This is a genomic window from Corynebacterium glutamicum ATCC 13032, from assembly GCF_000011325.1.
GTDB classification, from domain to species: domain Bacteria; phylum Actinomycetota; class Actinomycetes; order Mycobacteriales; family Mycobacteriaceae; genus Corynebacterium; species Corynebacterium glutamicum.
Genome location: NC_003450.3, coordinates 2,622,368 through 2,638,366, shown reverse-complemented (window position 1 = coordinate 2,638,366; position 15,999 = coordinate 2,622,368). Strand labels below are relative to the sequence as shown.

The 15,999-nt window shown below is 53.0% G+C and carries 19 protein-coding genes and 2 tRNA genes; 8 read left to right on the top strand and 13 right to left on the bottom strand.

All coding sequences use genetic code 11. The features are described 5' to 3' along the window. Positions 1 to 721 precede the first annotated feature (721 nt). The 3 genes from CGL_RS12385 (at position 722) to CGL_RS12370 (ending at position 3,622) form a co-directional block, all read left to right on the top strand. Positions 722 to 1,129, top strand: coding sequence for a hypothetical protein (locus CGL_RS12385; RefSeq protein ID WP_011265952.1), 408 nt, complete (start codon positions 722 to 724; stop codon positions 1,127 to 1,129). A 740-nt stretch (positions 1,130 to 1,869) separates the two neighbouring features. Next, entirely contained in the window at positions 1,870 to 3,204 is a 1,335-nt protein-coding gene (locus CGL_RS12375) for a DHA2 family efflux MFS transporter permease subunit (protein ID WP_011015167.1), read from the top strand. A gap of 10 nt (positions 3,205 to 3,214) precedes the next feature. Beyond that, positions 3,215 to 3,622 carry a holo-ACP synthase AcpS gene (locus tag CGL_RS12370; protein WP_011015166.1) on the top strand — a complete coding sequence of 136 codons (408 nt, stop codon included), beginning with the start codon at positions 3,215 to 3,217 and terminating at the stop codon, positions 3,620 to 3,622. On the opposite strand, the gene CGL_RS12365 is transcribed toward CGL_RS12370, so the two are convergent. Together CGL_RS12365 and bcp are read right to left on the bottom strand one after the other, a co-directional pair. Next, a complete protein-coding gene (locus CGL_RS12365) occupies positions 3,612 to 4,277 on the bottom strand; it encodes a TetR/AcrR family transcriptional regulator (RefSeq protein ID WP_003857691.1) in 666 nt (221 codons plus the stop codon). The genes CGL_RS12370 and CGL_RS12365 overlap by 11 nt on opposite strands. A gap of 21 nt (positions 4,278 to 4,298) precedes the next feature. Next, the gene (gene bcp, locus CGL_RS12360; protein WP_011015164.1) at positions 4,299 to 4,775 is read right to left on the bottom strand and encodes a thioredoxin-dependent thiol peroxidase; all 477 of its coding nucleotides are present in this window, start codon (positions 4,773 to 4,775) and stop codon (positions 4,299 to 4,301) included. Between the two features lie 172 nt (positions 4,776 to 4,947). Between bcp and CGL_RS12355 the strand changes: the two genes are divergently transcribed. Then, a complete protein-coding gene (locus CGL_RS12355) occupies positions 4,948 to 5,223 on the top strand; it encodes a DUF3618 domain-containing protein (protein ID WP_011015163.1) in 276 nt (91 codons plus the stop codon). A 39-nt stretch (positions 5,224 to 5,262) separates the two neighbouring features. Here CGL_RS12355 and CGL_RS12350 read toward each other — a convergent pair whose 3' ends face one another. The 7 genes from CGL_RS12350 to CGL_RS12320 all read right to left on the bottom strand — a co-directional run bounded on the left by CGL_RS12350 (position 5,263) and on the right by CGL_RS12320 (position 10,590). Then, positions 5,263 to 5,823, bottom strand: a complete 561-nt coding sequence (locus tag CGL_RS12350; RefSeq protein ID WP_011015162.1) for an isochorismatase family protein — start codon at positions 5,821 to 5,823, stop codon at positions 5,263 to 5,265. Between the two features lie 73 nt (positions 5,824 to 5,896). Then, positions 5,897 to 7,063: an HNH endonuclease signature motif containing protein gene (locus CGL_RS12345; RefSeq protein ID WP_011015161.1), complete on the bottom strand. Its 1,167-nt coding sequence runs from the start codon at positions 7,061 to 7,063 to the stop codon at positions 5,897 to 5,899. Positions 7,064 to 7,226: 163 nt separating this feature from the next. Beyond that, positions 7,227 to 7,730, bottom strand: a complete 504-nt coding sequence (locus tag CGL_RS12340; protein ID WP_011015160.1) for a gluconokinase — start codon at positions 7,728 to 7,730, stop codon at positions 7,227 to 7,229. 153 nt (positions 7,731 to 7,883) lie between these two features. Next, on the bottom strand, positions 7,884 to 9,440 hold the full coding sequence (gene uxaC, locus CGL_RS12335; protein ID WP_011015159.1) for a glucuronate isomerase: 1,557 nt from the start codon (positions 9,438 to 9,440) through the stop codon (positions 7,884 to 7,886). Between the two features lie 70 nt (positions 9,441 to 9,510). Further along, positions 9,511 to 9,927, bottom strand: a complete 417-nt coding sequence (locus tag CGL_RS12330) for a substrate-binding domain-containing protein (RefSeq protein WP_011015158.1) — start codon at positions 9,925 to 9,927, stop codon at positions 9,511 to 9,513. A 59-nt stretch (positions 9,928 to 9,986) separates the two neighbouring features. Next, on the bottom strand, positions 9,987 to 10,397 hold the full coding sequence (locus CGL_RS12325; RefSeq protein WP_143340968.1) for a substrate-binding domain-containing protein: 411 nt from the start codon (positions 10,395 to 10,397) through the stop codon (positions 9,987 to 9,989). After that, a complete protein-coding gene (locus CGL_RS12320) occupies positions 10,279 to 10,590 on the bottom strand; it encodes a LacI family DNA-binding transcriptional regulator (protein ID WP_080558835.1) in 312 nt (103 codons plus the stop codon). The genes CGL_RS12325 and CGL_RS12320 overlap by 119 nt, the downstream gene beginning before the upstream one ends. A 44-nt stretch (positions 10,591 to 10,634) precedes the next feature. Here CGL_RS12320 and CGL_RS12315 point away from each other — a divergent pair, with 44 nt between their 5' ends. Both CGL_RS12315 and CGL_RS12310 read left to right on the top strand, forming a co-directional pair. Beyond that, entirely contained in the window at positions 10,635 to 11,876 is a 1,242-nt protein-coding gene (locus tag CGL_RS12315; protein WP_003860838.1) for a glutaminase, read from the top strand. Between the two features lie 42 nt (positions 11,877 to 11,918). Further along, complete coding sequence (locus CGL_RS12310; RefSeq protein ID WP_011265947.1) at positions 11,919 to 12,560, top strand: hypothetical protein; 642 nt, start codon at positions 11,919 to 11,921, stop codon at positions 12,558 to 12,560. Here CGL_RS12310 and CGL_RS12305 read toward each other — a convergent pair. Continuing rightward, positions 12,557 to 12,766 (bottom strand): hypothetical protein, encoded by a 210-nt coding sequence (locus tag CGL_RS12305; protein WP_011015155.1) that lies wholly within the window; start codon positions 12,764 to 12,766, stop codon positions 12,557 to 12,559. The two genes, CGL_RS12310 and CGL_RS12305, sit on opposite strands and share 4 nt — an antisense overlap. A 241-nt stretch (positions 12,767 to 13,007) precedes the next feature. Here CGL_RS12305 and CGL_RS12300 point away from each other — a divergent pair, with 241 nt between their 5' ends. Together CGL_RS12300 and CGL_RS12290 are read left to right on the top strand one after the other, a co-directional pair. Continuing rightward, positions 13,008 to 14,318, top strand: coding sequence for an ISL3-like element IS31831 family transposase (locus tag CGL_RS12300; RefSeq protein ID WP_011014093.1), 1,311 nt, complete (start codon positions 13,008 to 13,010; stop codon positions 14,316 to 14,318). Between the two features lie 277 nt (positions 14,319 to 14,595). Beyond that, positions 14,596 to 14,748, top strand: coding sequence for a hypothetical protein (locus CGL_RS12290; protein WP_011015153.1), 153 nt, complete (start codon positions 14,596 to 14,598; stop codon positions 14,746 to 14,748). 9 nt (positions 14,749 to 14,757) lie between these two features. Here the strand turns inward: CGL_RS12290 and CGL_RS12285 are convergent, their stop codons facing one another. The 3 genes from CGL_RS12285 to CGL_RS12275 form a co-directional block, all read right to left on the bottom strand. Next, positions 14,758 to 15,405: an ankyrin repeat domain-containing protein gene (locus tag CGL_RS12285; protein WP_011015152.1), complete on the bottom strand. Its 648-nt coding sequence runs from the start codon at positions 15,403 to 15,405 to the stop codon at positions 14,758 to 14,760. A 77-nt stretch (positions 15,406 to 15,482) separates the two neighbouring features. Next, positions 15,483 to 15,555, bottom strand: a tRNA-Lys gene (locus CGL_RS12280). 87 nt (positions 15,556 to 15,642) lie between these two features. Beyond that, a tRNA-Lys gene (locus CGL_RS12275) sits at positions 15,643 to 15,718 on the bottom strand. Positions 15,719 to 15,999: the final 281 nt, after the last annotated feature.

Genomic DNA, 15,999 nt, shown 5'->3' with positions numbered 1-15,999 from the left:
ATCGCAGAATGGGTATTTGTATGGATTAGTGGGTCACAGGCTCTTAAACGCGATTCTGAGAGGGCACTTTCTGGGCGTCCCAATGGGAATTTTCGGCCAGATTTGGCGGGGCTGCATATTGAGGCCAAACCGCGGTTGGAGAATGGAGATCTTGGTTTGATATTGCAGTATCGGCGCCGGAAAGTGTTCATTTAAGGCCAAATACGGGGTCGGCATTAGCAATCTTGGTTCGAAATATGAGTTGGCTCAAATTAGTGCTGAAGAGAAGAGATTCATCGATCAACATCCTGAACTCATAGCGATTGATTAGATGGGCAGATAATTCGCAGCACAGACACGAGCCAGATCGAACTATTGACCCCGACTCTTGACTTCTATAAGCGAGAAAAGGGCCTTTGCGGAATAATTTCCTTCATTCTGGGTGTGTTTGCATAGTTTGTCACTCCTTACCCCCACCATTTCCCACTTAGTGCGGAAAACTTCTGGCTCGACATCAAAACCATGCTGGTCGGTGTGTCAATAGGAATTTCTGAAGGCCAAAATGAGCCAAGTCAGGTTTTGGGCTCTTCACCTGGTCATACAATATTCTATGAGGGTCAGTGAAGTTACTAAGAAGCTAACCAACGATGGAGTGCTATTCGTAACGAGGTGACATTCCCACCGGCACCTTGATCCAGATAGAAAAACGGATGGAACCAGTATTGGGAAAAGGATGGTTGCGATGAAATACAACGTCGATGTCTCTCGTGAAAGCGAGGACTGGCTCGCCACCGTCACCAATCTCGAAGGCGTATCCACGTGGGCGACAACCTTCGCCAACCTTGATCGCAACGGCCGGGAAGCCATTGCTCTAGCTGAAGATCTCCCCGAAGGTGCGGAAAGCTCACTGACCATCTCTTGGTCGGTTCCTACAGATTCCCACCCCGAACTGGACACTGCAATTCAAATTGCTCAACAGCGTCGCTATCTAGTGCAAGCCCAACAAGACTTAGAGCCCAAAGTTCGATCCGCTATTTCCGCTCTCACCCAAGCTGCGCTGCTAGGTATGACTGCAGGTCGAGTATCCCCAACTCACAACCCGGGTAGCAGAGCTATCTCATTGGATCAGGTGTCAGGAGTTTTAAACTAGCGTGCGCAATTCCCGTGTGAGCAGAAAGAATCGTGCTTCCGGGGACTAATTACATTTTCTTTTTATCAGGGAGTAAGTCCACCTAAAGCCACAGCTAGAATCAACGCCATAAAAAAGAGGTTAGAAATCAGGAACCCTGCCCAAATTCCCCATCCCAGAGCACGGATAGCATAATGCCCCCGACGATAACGGTACAGAACTATAGCTGTGCCAACTACAACGCTGAACAAGATTGCCTGGTGGATGAAGAATCCTAAAAGCCACAACAATTTCTGTTCAAGAACTGATTCGAGTGGGACCAGACTATAGCGAAGAAAAAATCCGATAACTAATCCAAGCAGGAAAAGTAGGAAAATGACTGCTTTTCGCATCTGCTTGTTAGTTGAGGTCACTTCTCAAAATTACCAAATTCAAGCAGCTCATCTTGGGGTGCCTCAGTCATGCGAGCATTCAGGGCTTTGCTAAGCCCACAAAACCTCACAAACACTATTGCCAGTGAAATCACACACAAGAATGTGTGCATGCACTAATTGTTGATAATGTTTCCTAAGCAAGTATCCGCCCCGTTTTCTGCACGATGCAGGAACTGGGGCGGTATGCATTTACCTCGCGATAGCGCCCTTTGATTCGAGAAAGGAGCTGGAGCCTTGTCTTCCTCCAGCAATCCCACAACGGAGCAGGTTGGGATCCCGAGAAATGTTGTCATCATCTTGGCTGTATTAGTTTTTACAGCCTTTGTCATGATGTTGAATGAGACTACTCTGGCAGTCGCGTTGCCGTCGATCATGGCGGACTTTGACATTGAGGCGAATACTGCGCAGTGGTTGCTCACTGGTTTTATGTTGACCATGGCTGTGGTTCTTCCAGCTACTGGTTGGATGTTGGAACGTTTTACCACTCGTAGTGTGTTTATTTTCGCCACGGTGGTCTTCCTGATCGGTACTGTGACGGCTGCGTTGTCTCCTACTTTTGCGATTATGCTTGCAGCCCGCGTCGCTCAGGCGATTGGTACCGCTGTGATCATGCCGCTGCTGATGACTGTCGCGATGACCGTTGTTCCTCCAGAGCGCCGTGGCGCCGTCATGGGTTTGATTGCGGTCGTGATGGCCGTTGGTCCTGCTCTTGGACCTAGTGTGGCTGGTTTCGTACTCAGCTTGTCTTCGTGGCACGCGATTTTCTGGGTCATGGTTCCGTTGGTGTTTGTGGCAAGCCTGATCGGTACCCTGCGTCTGACCAACGTCAGTGAGCCTAAAAAGACTCCTTTGGATGTTATTTCCTTCCTGATTTCCGCAGTGGCTTTCGGTGGCCTTGTGTACGCCTTGAGCTCGATTGGCATCATTTTGGAAGGTGACAGAAGCGCTTTGGTCGTGTTGGCTGTCGGCATCATTGCGTTGGTGGTGTTTGTGTGGCGCCAGATTGCCATGGGTAAGCAGGATAAGGCGCTGTTGGATCTGCGTCCGTTGGCGATTCGTGAGTACACCATTCCGCTGGTTGTGCTTTTGACGCTGTTCGGTGCGCTGCTCGGTGTCATGAATACACTGCCGCTCTACCTGCAGGGATCCTTGATGGTCACCGCCTTGGTCGCGGGTCTAGTGCTGTTGCCAGGTGGTCTTTTGGAAGGTGTGCTGTCGCCATTTGTGGGTCGAATTTATGATCGTCATGGTCCACGCGGACTCGTGATCGGCGGTATGTCACTCGTTGTGATCTCCCTGTTTGCACTGTCCACCGTCGATGAGTTCGCCAACGTGTGGTTCATCATCGGCGTACACATCGTGTTCTCCATCGGCCTTGCGCTGCTGTTCACCCCACTGATGACAGTCGCGCTCGCATCCGTCCCCGACAACATGTACGGCCACGGCTCCGCGATCCTCAACACCCTCCAACAGCTCGCCGGCGCCGCAGGCACCGCGGTCATGATTGCGGTTTATTCCACCGTCAGCAACAACGCGCTTATCGACGGCGCAACCCAACAAACCGCCCTCGCCGACGGCGCCAACTCTGCATTCTTCGCCTCAGCGTGCGTGGCAGTGTTTGCACTGATCGTGGGCTTCTTTGTAAAGAGGCCAGCCCGCTAAGCTAGGTCGCATGATCAGCATTGGAACCGACCTCGTTCACATTTCGGCGTTCGCAGAGCAGCTTGCACAGCCGGGAAGTTCCTTCATGGAGGTGTTTTCCGCAGGGGAGCGTCGTAAAGCAAATGAACGCCAGGCAAGCCGCTACGCCGAGCATTTGGCGGGGCGGTGGGCGGCAAAAGAATCCTTTATTAAGGCCTGGTCACAGGCCATTTATGGCCAGCCACCCGTGATCGCCGAAGAAGCCGTGGTGTGGCGGGACATCGAAGTTCGCGCAGACGCGTGGGGGCGCGTCGCGATCGAATTGGCGCCCGAATTGGCCGCAGTGGTCCGGGAATCCATCGGGGAGTTTTCCAGCAGCTTGAGCATCAGCCACGACGGCGACTACGCGGTGGCGACGTGCGTGTTGACTATCCAGTAGCCACGGAGAAGAGGTAAGAAATCAGCATTCGTTTGATTTCTTCCACGATGCTGTCGAAATCCTCTTCGGAACTATTGACATCACGCACGGCATAGTTAAGCAGGGAACTTACCGTGTGCACCAGCAATCCCGCCAGTGACATGCGCTCCTCGTAGCCGGCACCGCGGGCAAGCGGGCGCATAACTTCCGCGATGATTTCCAGCATCTCTTTTTCCGTCGCCGCAGCTGTCGCACGAGTTGCCGGCGTGGACTGGATGGCATGCCACACGGCCCGCCGAGACGGATCATCGCGCCAGAGCCTAGCCAAGTGCTCAATGAATTCATCAAGGATATCCGGCCACTGCAACGCAGGAACCTGATCGGAGAATTTCTTCAACTCCGCGACAGCTTCTGCGGTATCCACACGATCCAATTCGCAGATCAATACATACTTATTGGCAAAGAATTGGTACAGCGTGCCGATCGGTACCTCTGCACGCTTAGCGACTTCATCAAACGTGAACGATTCAAAACCTAGATCGACAAGCACTGAACGCGCAGCGGTGAGGATTCGATTGAATCGTTCACGACTGCGCTGCTGTGCCGGACGGCGGCGAGGCATTAAAATTTCAGTGCCTGCCGCTTCCAATTGTTCAGTGTCTTTGTCTGATGTCATAAGGTTTTTAAGCTGGTGCTATTACGCCGCGGTGATTTCGCGGACGATGCGCTCCACGTGACCAGTTGCACGAACATTGTACTTCGCCATGCCAACAGTTCCGTCAGCATTGATGAGGAATGTGGAACGAATTACACCCTGAACAATCTTGCCGTAATTCTTCTTCTCACCAAACGCACCCCACGCAGTCATCACAGACTTGTCCTCATCGGAAAGAAGAGGGAAGTTCAGCTCATGGTCCTCACGGAACTTCACCAGCTTGTCCACCGGATCCGGGGAAATGCCAACAACAGCAATGTCGAGATCGTTGAGGTTGCTCAAAGAATCACGGAAATCGCATGCTTCCTTGGTGCAACCTGGGGTGTTGGCTTTGGGGTAGAAGTACACCAGAACTTGCTTTCCGGCGAAATCACTAAGTGAGGTGGTCGAACCCGAATCATTAGGCAATGAAAATGCGGGTGGGGTATCTCCAACGTCAAGGCGCTTCACTTCAGTCATGCACTCCACAATAGCCGGTGCTCTTCGATGTAGATACCTTGCATATGGGGTGAATTCGGGGACTGGTGCACCTCGCGCGCAAGTGTTCAGTAATATGGACTCCCAGTAACGGGTTTTCATGACGCGTTAAATTTTTTAGTTGATCACAGATACACCAATCAGGAGTAGCGCAGTGGCACGCAACATTGAAGACATCCAGCGCGATATTGAGCGCACCCGCCGTCAGTTGGCTTCCACCCTCGACGAGCTGGCAGACCGCAGCAAGCCTTCCAACTTGGTCGATGACGCCAAGAACCAGGCAACCGCGAAGCTGCAGGAATCAAACGTACAGAAGGTGCTCCTGGGCGTCGCTGCTGTCGTCGTCGGTGCTGTTGTATTCAGCGTTGTGCGTGGCCGTAAGAAGGCAAACGATCTGAAGGAAATCCAGCGCCTGCTCTCCGAGCGTTAAATTGCTTTTCGACGGGGCGTTTCGTGGTTTAAGGTTTCTTTAAATCAGAATCGCCCCGGCTTCATGTAGTTCCTCCAAAGCGTGGTCTCCCGCATGGAAATCCACCGCAGAACACATCGACGTCAAAATGGAGACGTTGAAGCCCTCCTTGAGAGCATCAAGTGCTGTGGCTCGAACGCAGTGATCCGTAGCGATCCCTACGATGTCTACATCAGTGACTCCCTTGTTCTTCAGCCATGGAGACATGAGGAGTTCTTCACTGACTGCAGTTCCCTCGAACCCGGAATACGCCGCGGTGTAATGGCCTTTGCGGAAGAACTCATCGATTGAATCGGTGTTGATGCGGTCATGCATGGCGGCACCATCGGAATCCGCGACGCAGTGGATTGGCCAGGAGTTTTTAAAGTCTGGGGTTTCTGAAAAGTGCTCGCCTGGATCGATGTGCCAATCTTGGGTCGCCACAACGACGTCGTACTCTGAGCCGTGGGACAGCTGATAGGCACCGATTTTTCCCGCCACTTCATCGCCTCGTTCGGTGGCTAGGCTGCCACCGGGGCAGAAGTCTTTTTGAACATCAACCAGAATGAGTGCGCGTGCCATGGTGAAACCCTTCCTTTGAAATGTGTTGGTGCTTACTCATTCAAAGTCTAGCCATGCAAAAACCTGTGCGCTTCTAGTCTTCTTTGTTGAGGGCGCGGTCGCGGATCCGCTCAAACCTAGCCTGGATCCGATCCCTCAACACCTGACCCCAAATCCCCCGCGGCATCGCTTTCACCAACGGACCCGTCGGCCTGGTCACCGCTGGTACATCCATCGGCCCAATCCATCTAATCTCCGCCAATCCATTAGCATCAGCAGTAAAGCGACCATCGGTTTTCATATTGTGATGCCGCTGGCACAACAACTGCAGGTTCCACGCCGCTGTCGGGCCGCCCTCCGCCCACGGGATAATGTGATCGACCTGGCACTTACTCGCCGGAACGCAACACCCTGGGAAGCGGCAATGCCCATCCCGAGCTCTGATCAGGGCTTTCATCTTCTCACTCGGGGTGTAGCTCTTCTCCGTGGCTCCAGCGAGCTCATCTAAGTCCTTGGCGCACACGAGGGTGGCGTTGGCATAGGCTTCGGGATCAATGTCACCGTAGTCCGGTGACCACACCTGCTCAGGGTGCTTATGTGGGGTGAAGAGGTATTTGGTGATCTTTAACTGGATTTTCTCTGTCAGGAACGCCATGAGCGCTTCAGGCAGGCTGTCCTCGGTGTCTGTGTCTTTGAGTTGGGTGATGATGTCATTGAGGATCAGGCGGTTGGGGCCGCTGATTTTGATGCGGACATAGGTCGCCTCATCAGTGGTGTGGACGTGAACATAGTCCTCTTTCGGTGTGGGCTCTGGTGTGGGTTCGGGGTCGAGTTCTTTGATCCAGGCGGCGATGCGTTTGGACAGGGTGGAGGATTGGATCATGACTTCCCCTGCGGTGACTGGTGTTAAGGCGTCGGTGATGCGCAGGTCGAGTTCTTCCCACAGGGTGGGGTCTGCTTTGGCCACGGCGATCATGATGGAGGCGAGGTAGCGGATGCTCAGGAAGTAGTAGCGTTCTTGGATGGCGCGTAGGTGTGGGAGGTTGGTCATCGCAGCCATGGCGTTAAGGCCGTTGTTGACTTCGTGGCGGGAGTAGCCGGTGATCCGGATGACTTCGGTGGTGAAGGAGTCTGCGTCGAAGTCGTTGGAGTCGGTGGTGAGGGTGACCCAGAGGTGGTGGGTGTCGCGGTTGAGTTCGGTGGTGTGGTGGGCGTATGGGTCGTGTGGGTTGTTGTGGCTGAAGTAGATGTCAGTGGTCATGAGTATCCCCCTGGATTCATGTGTTCTTGCCATCCATTGTGCCGTGGGGGTGGGACACCTTCAACCTTTTATTCGAACAGTTATTCGATTGTTAGATGTGAGGAAAAGCCACACCAGAACAGGAAAAAGCGCACAAATCCTTGTTCTAATATGGGTTAGGGGTTTATTTGTTGCGAACCCACTCTGCAGATTGGGCGGCCAGTTCGCTGATGGTGTGGGCAACGTCGAAAACCTTGCCATCTTCGTCATCTTCGAGCGGCTCGAGGGTTGCAAATTGGGAATCTAGCAAGGTGGATGGCATGAAGTGATCTTCGCGGGCCTTCATGCGGGAAAGTAGGAGATCGTAGTCGCCGTGGAGGTGGACGAAGACGGTTCCTGGGCATTTGGTGCGCAGGAGATCGCGGTAGGAGCGCTTGAGGGCGGAGCATGCGATGACGCCGCTTGGTCGGTCGCGGAGCCACTTGCCAACCTGGACTAGCCACCATGCACGGTCGTCGTCGTCAAGTGCCTGGCCGGAGGCCATCTTGTCGATGTTTTCCTGGGGGTGAAGTTCGTCGCCGTCTTTGTATTCGATTCCGAGCTCCGCTGCTAGGGCTTTACCGACGGAGGATTTGCCGCAGCCAGAAACGCCCATGACGACAATATGTAAGCCTTCGGCTGCTGACATGTCTTATCCTTTCTTTGGTGGCGTCTCGACTGCCGAATGCAGGAGGCTGCCACAAAAACTTATTGGTACTATCATAACTCTTTTTGGGGAATTTTGTAAGACCTACGCCACAGTCCCCGTGGTGTGTATGGTCACATCACGGGGACTGTATGTTTATTGGTCTTTTCCGTTCGGAATGATTCTCACGTGGAGCGGATACTTCCTGGCGTAAGTTTCCACAACTAGATCAACGATTTGTTCGTATGTCATCGAACCGGTGTTGATCACGAGGTCATAGTTTTCATCGCGTCCCGGATTCCATTGATACAAAGCGTGGGCCATCTCTTCGCGGAGACGATCCTCCAAAGCACATTGCTCAGCTGCAGCAGCTTCTGAGAGTCCAGTTTTGTACATGACTCTTTCCACACGCTTGTTCAAAGGCGCAATGAATTTAATGTGGAGAGTTCCAACCACAGGTCCCAACACTAGGGCACCGTTTCGGCCGAGCATGACGCCACCATCAGAGACTGCGTCGAGGATATCGCGGGTGTTCTGGCGGGCCATTTTAGAATTGGCTGCCAAGTTGGAAGCTGCAGCCATATCGGCATCCTGGGTCGATCCGAGGGAAACCGTACGCAGCCAGCGGTTGAAACTGCTGTCAGAGATGAGATCTTTGTTCTCACCGAAATCGCTGAGCAGTGGGCGCAGACCGTTGGTGAATTCCATCTGGAATGGGATGTCCGCTCCGATGTCAGCCCCGAACTTCTTCTGCGCGGATGCGGAGTGGTTGCGGTACACACCTGGGTGGATGGTCATGACCAGGCCGTCTTCTTGGGACATTTCCGCGAAACGGTAGGTGGTGTTGGCTTCGAAGGCATGCATTTCAGCCAAGGTTGCTGTGCCAGCGAGACCCTTGTCCAAGATCTTCTGGGCATCTTTGTGGCTCAGTGGGGTGGTGTCGGTGTCGTGGAGACCGTGGTCCGCGGAGGTTGCACCGTGATTGATGAAGTACTGGCGGCGGTTGCGCATTGCCTGGAGGTAACCCTCCCAGCCTGCCTTGCCGTCACCTGCGGTATCGATAAGCTTGGTGGTTTTTTCTGCCCAACCAGCGTTGTACATCTTGGTGTATGCGTCTGGGCGGAAGGTAGGGAGCACACGAGGGGAGAAGGTTGGATCATCTGCCAGTGCCTTGTGATCTGCCAGGTCATCGAGCGGATCGTCGGTGGTGGCTAGAACTTCCAAGTTGAACTGCTCAGCCAGTGCGCGTGGTCGGAAATCTGGCTTGGCAAGAATATCGGTCAGCTCATCAAAGATGGCGTCAGCATGTTCTGGGGTGCCAACATTCAGGCGCTCCGCGTTGATGCCGAAAACGTGCTCAAATTCCTGCTCCACCCAGTAGCCAGTTGCGGTTCCTGCGTAGAGATCCCAGTGGGACATGAAAATGCGCCATGCCTCACGAGCACTCTTACCCTCATGTCCGCCAACACGCAGATCTGCCAGGTCAACGCCAGCGGAGTGCATCATGCGGGTGAGGTAGTGGTCAGGGCTGATCAGCAAGCTAGTTGGATCAGGGAAAGCCTCATCCTTGACAAACATGGAAGCTTCCAAGTGTCCGTGAGGGGAGATGATGGGTAAATCTTCAACGTGCGCGAGTAGGCGACGGGCGATGTCACGGGTACCAGGATCAGCTGGCAGCAACCGATCGGGGTGTGATGCATGTGAAGTAGTCATGACTTCATGATCGCCCGTCACACTCAGCGATATCTACTTGTTGCCAATTGTTGCAACCAGGGCGCTTTTACTACGAGCTGCGTTTCAAATCCACCGCTGTTTTCAGTGAAGATTCCCGAACAATGAGACGCGTGGGCAGTTCGCGGGGCTTCGCCATCAGAGGTGCTTTCATGCCTTTTAACAGGGCAATCAGGTTCGCTGTCGCCACTCGACCCACTGCCCGAAGCGGCCCCGCAACCGTGGTCAGAGACGGGGTACTGAGCACCGAATTCTCCGTATTATCAAAACCGACAACTGCAACATCATGCGGCACACGTACCCCAGAAAGCCTCGCCTGTTGTATGAAACCAAGCGCCACCATGTCGTTGAAACAAATCACCGCATCGGTCCGATCCTTCGACCACGCCTCAAACGCACGCCGCCCGCCCACAAAATCCGGCGAATCCACCGAAATCGTCTTCATCTTTGGCTTGATCAAATGCCTCATTCGGCCCGGCTGCACCGTCACGCTTCGAGAAATTGAAATAGCGCTTGTCGACGCCACCCTCAACGGCAGCCGCCAGCGAGCCTGTGCCAGCGCGTGGCATCAGCCCAGGATTTATTAGGACCGGCGATATAGGTAATGGAGCGGCACCCCTGATCCACCAAATGCACCACAGCCTTCGGCGCACCGTCGTAGTTATCCACCATCACGCTGGGAATACCTTGCACTTCACGGCTCATTAATACAGTGGGAATTTCCCGCGCGACTTTGTGGATCTCACCAGAATCCATCCTTGAAGCAGCGAGCAATAAGCCATCGGCGTGGGGGACGATCTTGTCCAGCACCTCCCTGGACTTAATCGCCGACTCCCGGGCGTCGACAAGCGCAACCGTATAGCCCTGAGTGCTTGCGGCGTGCTGCGCGCCCCGGAAAATTTCCAAGAAGAAGGGATTCGACGCATCGGCGGCAACCATAGCGATGAGGCCGGTGTTTTGGCGCTGAAAAGCCTGAGTTTCCACACGCGTTGCGGATTTTCTCCGCAGTGGAAAAACTCACTCGCCCAGGCTGCGAAAACGCCCGCGACACAGTGGAAGGGGAGACGCCAGCGACTTTTGCGACATCATAAATGGTGGCTTTTGAGTCGCTGTGAGCCCCAGAATCTGTCATGCACAAGAGTATATAGCGCAAAAGAAATCACTAGTCTTGATTCTATGTTGACGATGCCGATACCCGAGTACCTGCACGAAATTTTAGATGATGTCCGCGACACCACCTCCGGCGAGTTGGCCGATTACATCCCGGAACTAAAATCTGCGGACCCAAACCCGCTGGCAGTAGCCCTGTGCACCGTTAACGGACACATCTACAGCGCAGGCGATGACGACATCGAATTCACCATGCAAAGTATTTCCAAGCCATTTGCCTACGCACTCGCACTCCAAGAATGCGGCTTTGATGAGGTCTCTGCATCCGTGGCCTTGGAGCCCTCCGGTGAGGCCTTCAACGAACTTTCCCTCGACGGCGAAAACCGCCCCATGAACCCCATGATCAACGCCGGCGCGATCGCCATCAACCAGCTGATCAACGGCTCCGATTCCACCGTGGAAGACCGCGTGGAAAAAATCCGACACTACTTCTCTGAACTTGCTGGACGCGAACTCACCATCGACCGCGTGCTTGCCGAATCCGAACTCGCCGGCGCCGACCGCAACCTCTCCATCGCCCACATGCTGCGCAATTACGGCGTCATCGAAGACGAAGCCCACGACGCCGTCCTCAGCTACACGCTGCAATGCGCCATCAAAGTAACCACGCGCGACCTCGCAGTCATGACCGCCACGCTCGCCGCCGGCGGCACACACCCAATTACCGGCAAGAAGCTTCTCGACGCCCGCGTCTGCCGCCTCACCCTCTCCGTCATGGCTTCAGCAGGCATGTACGACGAGGCAGGGCAGTGGCTCTCCACCGTAGGCATCCCCGCGAAATCAGGAGTCGCCGGCGGACTCATCGGCATTCTGCCAGGTCAGCTGGGCATCGCCACATTTTCCCCACGCCTGAACCCCAAAGGCAACAGCGTGCGCGGCGTAAAAATATTCAAACAGCTTTCCGACGACATGGGCCTCCACCTCATGTCCACCGAGCAGGTATCCGGCCACGCAGTACGATCCATCACGCGGGACGGCGACACCACCTTCATCCAAATGCAGGGCGCCATGAACTTCTCCGCCAGCGAAAGCTTCCTCCACGCCATCGTGGAACACAACTTTGAAGGCACCGAAGTTGTTCTTGATCTCACCCGAGTACTTAGCTTCCACCCCGTAGCCATCCGCATGATCAAAGAAGGCCTCAAACGCATCCGCGACGCAGGCTTTGAGGTGTTCATCCTCGACCCAGATGACGTACTGCCCGATTTCATGTTTTCCGACGGCACCATCTGCAAAGAACGAGTGTGACCGGTAGCTTTATGGGCTGAACAATTCTAAGGAGAATTATCCGTGAAAAAGAAGCTTATGTTGCCTTTGATTGTTGCAGCTTTGGGGTTAAGTGCCTGCAGCTCCGAACCTGCAGCAGCCCCACTCGAAGCAGAGCCATTACATAACCTGCTCATTGATGGTTCAGAGTCCGGCTTGGACAATGCCACTGAAGGAAACGACACCTCATTAAGTGGCCAACCCATCAATCTTACAGTGGTCAACGGTGCCTTAGATATCGATGGCTCCTGCGGAAAAGCCCTCCAAGCTGTAGAGGACGTCAATCTGGACAGCGTAGCTAGCGCATCCAGGGCACTGGCATCCGGCGACAAACAAGTAGGCATCGCCATGTACTCAACCGCCGAAGACAACGACATCTCACCAATGGACCTCTACGCAGACATCGCGAATGCTTGCGAAGACCCCGTCGTCGATTCTTCCGACACCACCTACACCTTCGGCAAACTCGATGATGCTCCCGACGGCGCCGTTGGATTCACCCTCGACATTGAAGTCACCCCTGACAATCAAGGCTCCACCGTGATGATGATCCAAGAATTAGGAAACCACCACATCATCGTCGCAGGACTTGAAACCACCCCAGAAGAAACCGCCACTGTCTTCGAAGCACAACGCACCAAACTCGAAGAAGGCCTCGCAGCTTAAACAGATTTGGCAGCTTGGGTGGCTTTAAATGCGCCCAACCCTAAGAAAATAGCCATCCAGGCTGTGCCAATCATTGATACAGTTGCGACCGCATCAAACGGCACAAAAATTGAGGCCACCCCAGACGCAACAATCCCGATTGCTGCAATCAATAGAAACGGCGCCGCCGCCTTATACCCAGCGATCCATGCCTCATCTGATTTCATAAGCGCGGCTGTTCTGATCCCGACCTAAAAATATAGACACCATCCACTATTTTAGGAATGGGATGCAGGGTTCGTTCTTGTTGGATGCTTGTCTTCCTTGAGCCACTTAAGAGGCCCTTCCGGTTTTGGGGTACATCACAGAACCTGGGCTAGCGGTGTAGACCCGAAAATAAACGAGCCTTTTGTCAGGGTTAAGGTTTAGGTATCTAAGCTAACCAAACACCAACAAAAGGCTCTACCCATGAAGTCTACCGGCAACATCATCGCTGACACCATCTGCCGCACTGCGGAACTAGGACTCACCATCACCGGCGCTTCCGATGCAGGTGATTACACCCTGATCGAAGCAGACGCACTCGACTACACCTCCACCTGCCCAGAATGCTCCCAACCTGGGGTGTTTCGTCATCACACCCACCGGATGCTCATTGATTTACCCATCGTCGGGTTTCCCACCAAACTGTTTATCCGTCTACCTCGCTACCGCTGCACCAACCCCACATGTAAGCAAAAGTATTTCCAAGCAGAACTAAGCTGCGCTGACCACGGTAAAAAGGTCACCCACCGGGTCACCCGCTGGATTTTACAACGCCTTGCTATTGACCGGATGAGTGTTCACGCAACCGCGAAAGCACTTGGGCTAGGGTGGGATTTAACCTGCCAACTAGCCCTCGATATGTGCCGTGAGCTGGTCTATAACGATCCTCACCATCTTGATGGAGTGTATGTCATTGGGGTGGATGAGCATAAGTGGTCACATAATAGGGCTAAGCATGGTGATGGGTTTGTCACCGTGATTGTCGATATGACCGGGCATCGGTATGACTCACGGTGTCCTGCCCGGTTATTAGATGTCGTCCCAGGTCGTAGTGCTGATGCTTTACGGTCCTGGCTTGGCTCCCGCGGTGAACAGTTCCGCAATCAGATACGGATCGTGTCCATGGATGGATTCCAAGGCTACGCCACAGCAAGTAAAGAACTCATTCCTTCTGCTCGTCGCGTGATGGATCCATTCCATGTTGTGCGGCTTGCTGGTGACAAGCTCACCGCCTGCCGGCAACGCCTCCAGCGGGAGAAATACCAGCGTCGTGGTTTAAGCCAGGATCCGTTGTATAAAAACCGGAAGACCTTGTTGACCACGCACAAGTGGTTGAGTCCTCGTCAGCAAGAAAGCTTGGAGCAGTTGTGGGCGTATGACAAAGACTACGGGGCGTTAAAGCTTGCGTGGCTTGCGTATCAGGCGATTATTGATTGTTATCAGATGGGTAATAAGCGTGAAGCGAAGAAGAAAATGCGGACCATTATTGATCAGCTTCGGGTGTTGAAGGGGCCGAATAAGGAACTCGCGCAGTTGGGTCGTAGTTTGTTTAAACGACTTGGTGATGTGTTGGCGTATTTCGATGTTGGTGTCTCCAACGGTCCGGTCGAAGCGATCAACGGACGGTTGGAGCATTTGCGTGGGATTGCTCTAGGTTTCCGTAATTTGAACCACTACATTCTGCGGTGCCTTATCCATTCAGGGCAGTTGGTCCATAAGATCAATGCACTCTAAAACAGGAAGAGCCACTTAAGAGCTCCAGTTGTGCTCCACACCCTGAACTGTTCCCGAAGAGTCAGCGCGTCTTTGATGCCAAAGAACCACAGGAATTCATAAATACTGCACTCTGTGATGACGTCTTCTTGGAAAAGTCTCAAACGCATGTAATTTTCGTGCGGATCAAGGGTTTCATAGTGCCCCCAATAGTGCCATATCGTGAGAAAAATATAGATGTAACTAAATTGTTGCCGTTTCAACAAAACTACTGCACGTTGACCGCTATGAAACCCACATGACCTTCCTGACGTTGACTTTCAACCTGGATAATCCATCATTTTTGACTCCTCCGCAGCCACCCGTCGCAGAACCAGCATTGGCAGAGCAAGAGGAAGAAATCGTGACGGAACAACAGCAGTTAGAAACTGGTGAATCCGACAGAACTTAGACCTGGGTCTTAAACAAAGCCTTCTTCCACAAGCACACATCCACCTTTGGTGATGACGTGTGCTTGCCCGGATCCTCCAACCACACGAGACCAGCTTTCAATAAATAGTCGGTCTCTGTGGATGGATATGAGGAACCCGCCATACATGCCGGGATACCCAAACCAGAGGCTTTCCAGCTCTTCCAAGGTAATCACTTCGGTGGGCACTGGACGGAAGTTAACTGGGCCGAGACTCTTGGTTCTCTGCACTATGAGATCGGCGAGATGTTGATCCCAAGCTTGGAATTTTTCGCGTTCTGGTTCATTGAGGTCACGCACGTGAAGTGCATCGAGCAGGTGGGAATGGCCACGGCTTCGTGCGATATCAATTGCACGGTCACCGTCGGCATTTCGGAGTGAGCACCAGGCGCCCTGATTGATTAGCTCATCAACAACTTCTACTGGTGCACCCAACCATGCAGTTTGGTGCAGTGGCGTAAACCAGGATGTGCCTCCAATCCGCCATTGATTGGGGGAGAGGTTGGCGTGTGTGCCCAAAAGTTGAAGTATTGCATCCCAATTTCCATCTCTTGACTGGTCTGCAAGCTGATCGACCAGGTCAACGAAACCTGAGTGTAGTTTTTCTGGGTCTGTTATTCCGGACCAGTGGCTGTTCATGATCCACTACTTTATTGAAATACAAAAAATAACAAGTTACATTCTCTTGAGAAAATGTAACTTGTTCTTTTTAACTGTGCGTCATCAGGGAATCGAACCCCGAACCCTCTGATTAAGAGTCAGATGCTCTGCCAATTGAGCTAATGACGCATTGTTGTTCTGCCTAATTAAGATACTCTCATAGGCGGTCAAGAAGCAAACCGTGATCTCAAATGCTTATTTGATGGGATGCTTGCTTGGTGCGTCATCAGGGAATCGAACCCCGAACCCTCTGATTAAGAGTCAGATGCTCTACCAATTGAGCTAATGACGCATTGTTGCTTAGTGGAGGTGCGTTCCTCGTTTGCAACGAAGAAAAATATAACAGGTAAATGGATTCAAAGTAAAATCTGCACGTCAAAGCAGTTCTTTGGGGGCTGGCACTGCAAATACTTCGAAGAAAACGCAATTAGGGAGTTGTAGTAGCCAAATCTAATGATAACGATTTGCTCACAAAACCATTGAAAAGGCATTCTGGACGTAACGCTCCGGCATCTACAAGGGATGATCAAAATAGCTACATGAGGAAATGTTGTGTATTGGTGTCGTTCTTCT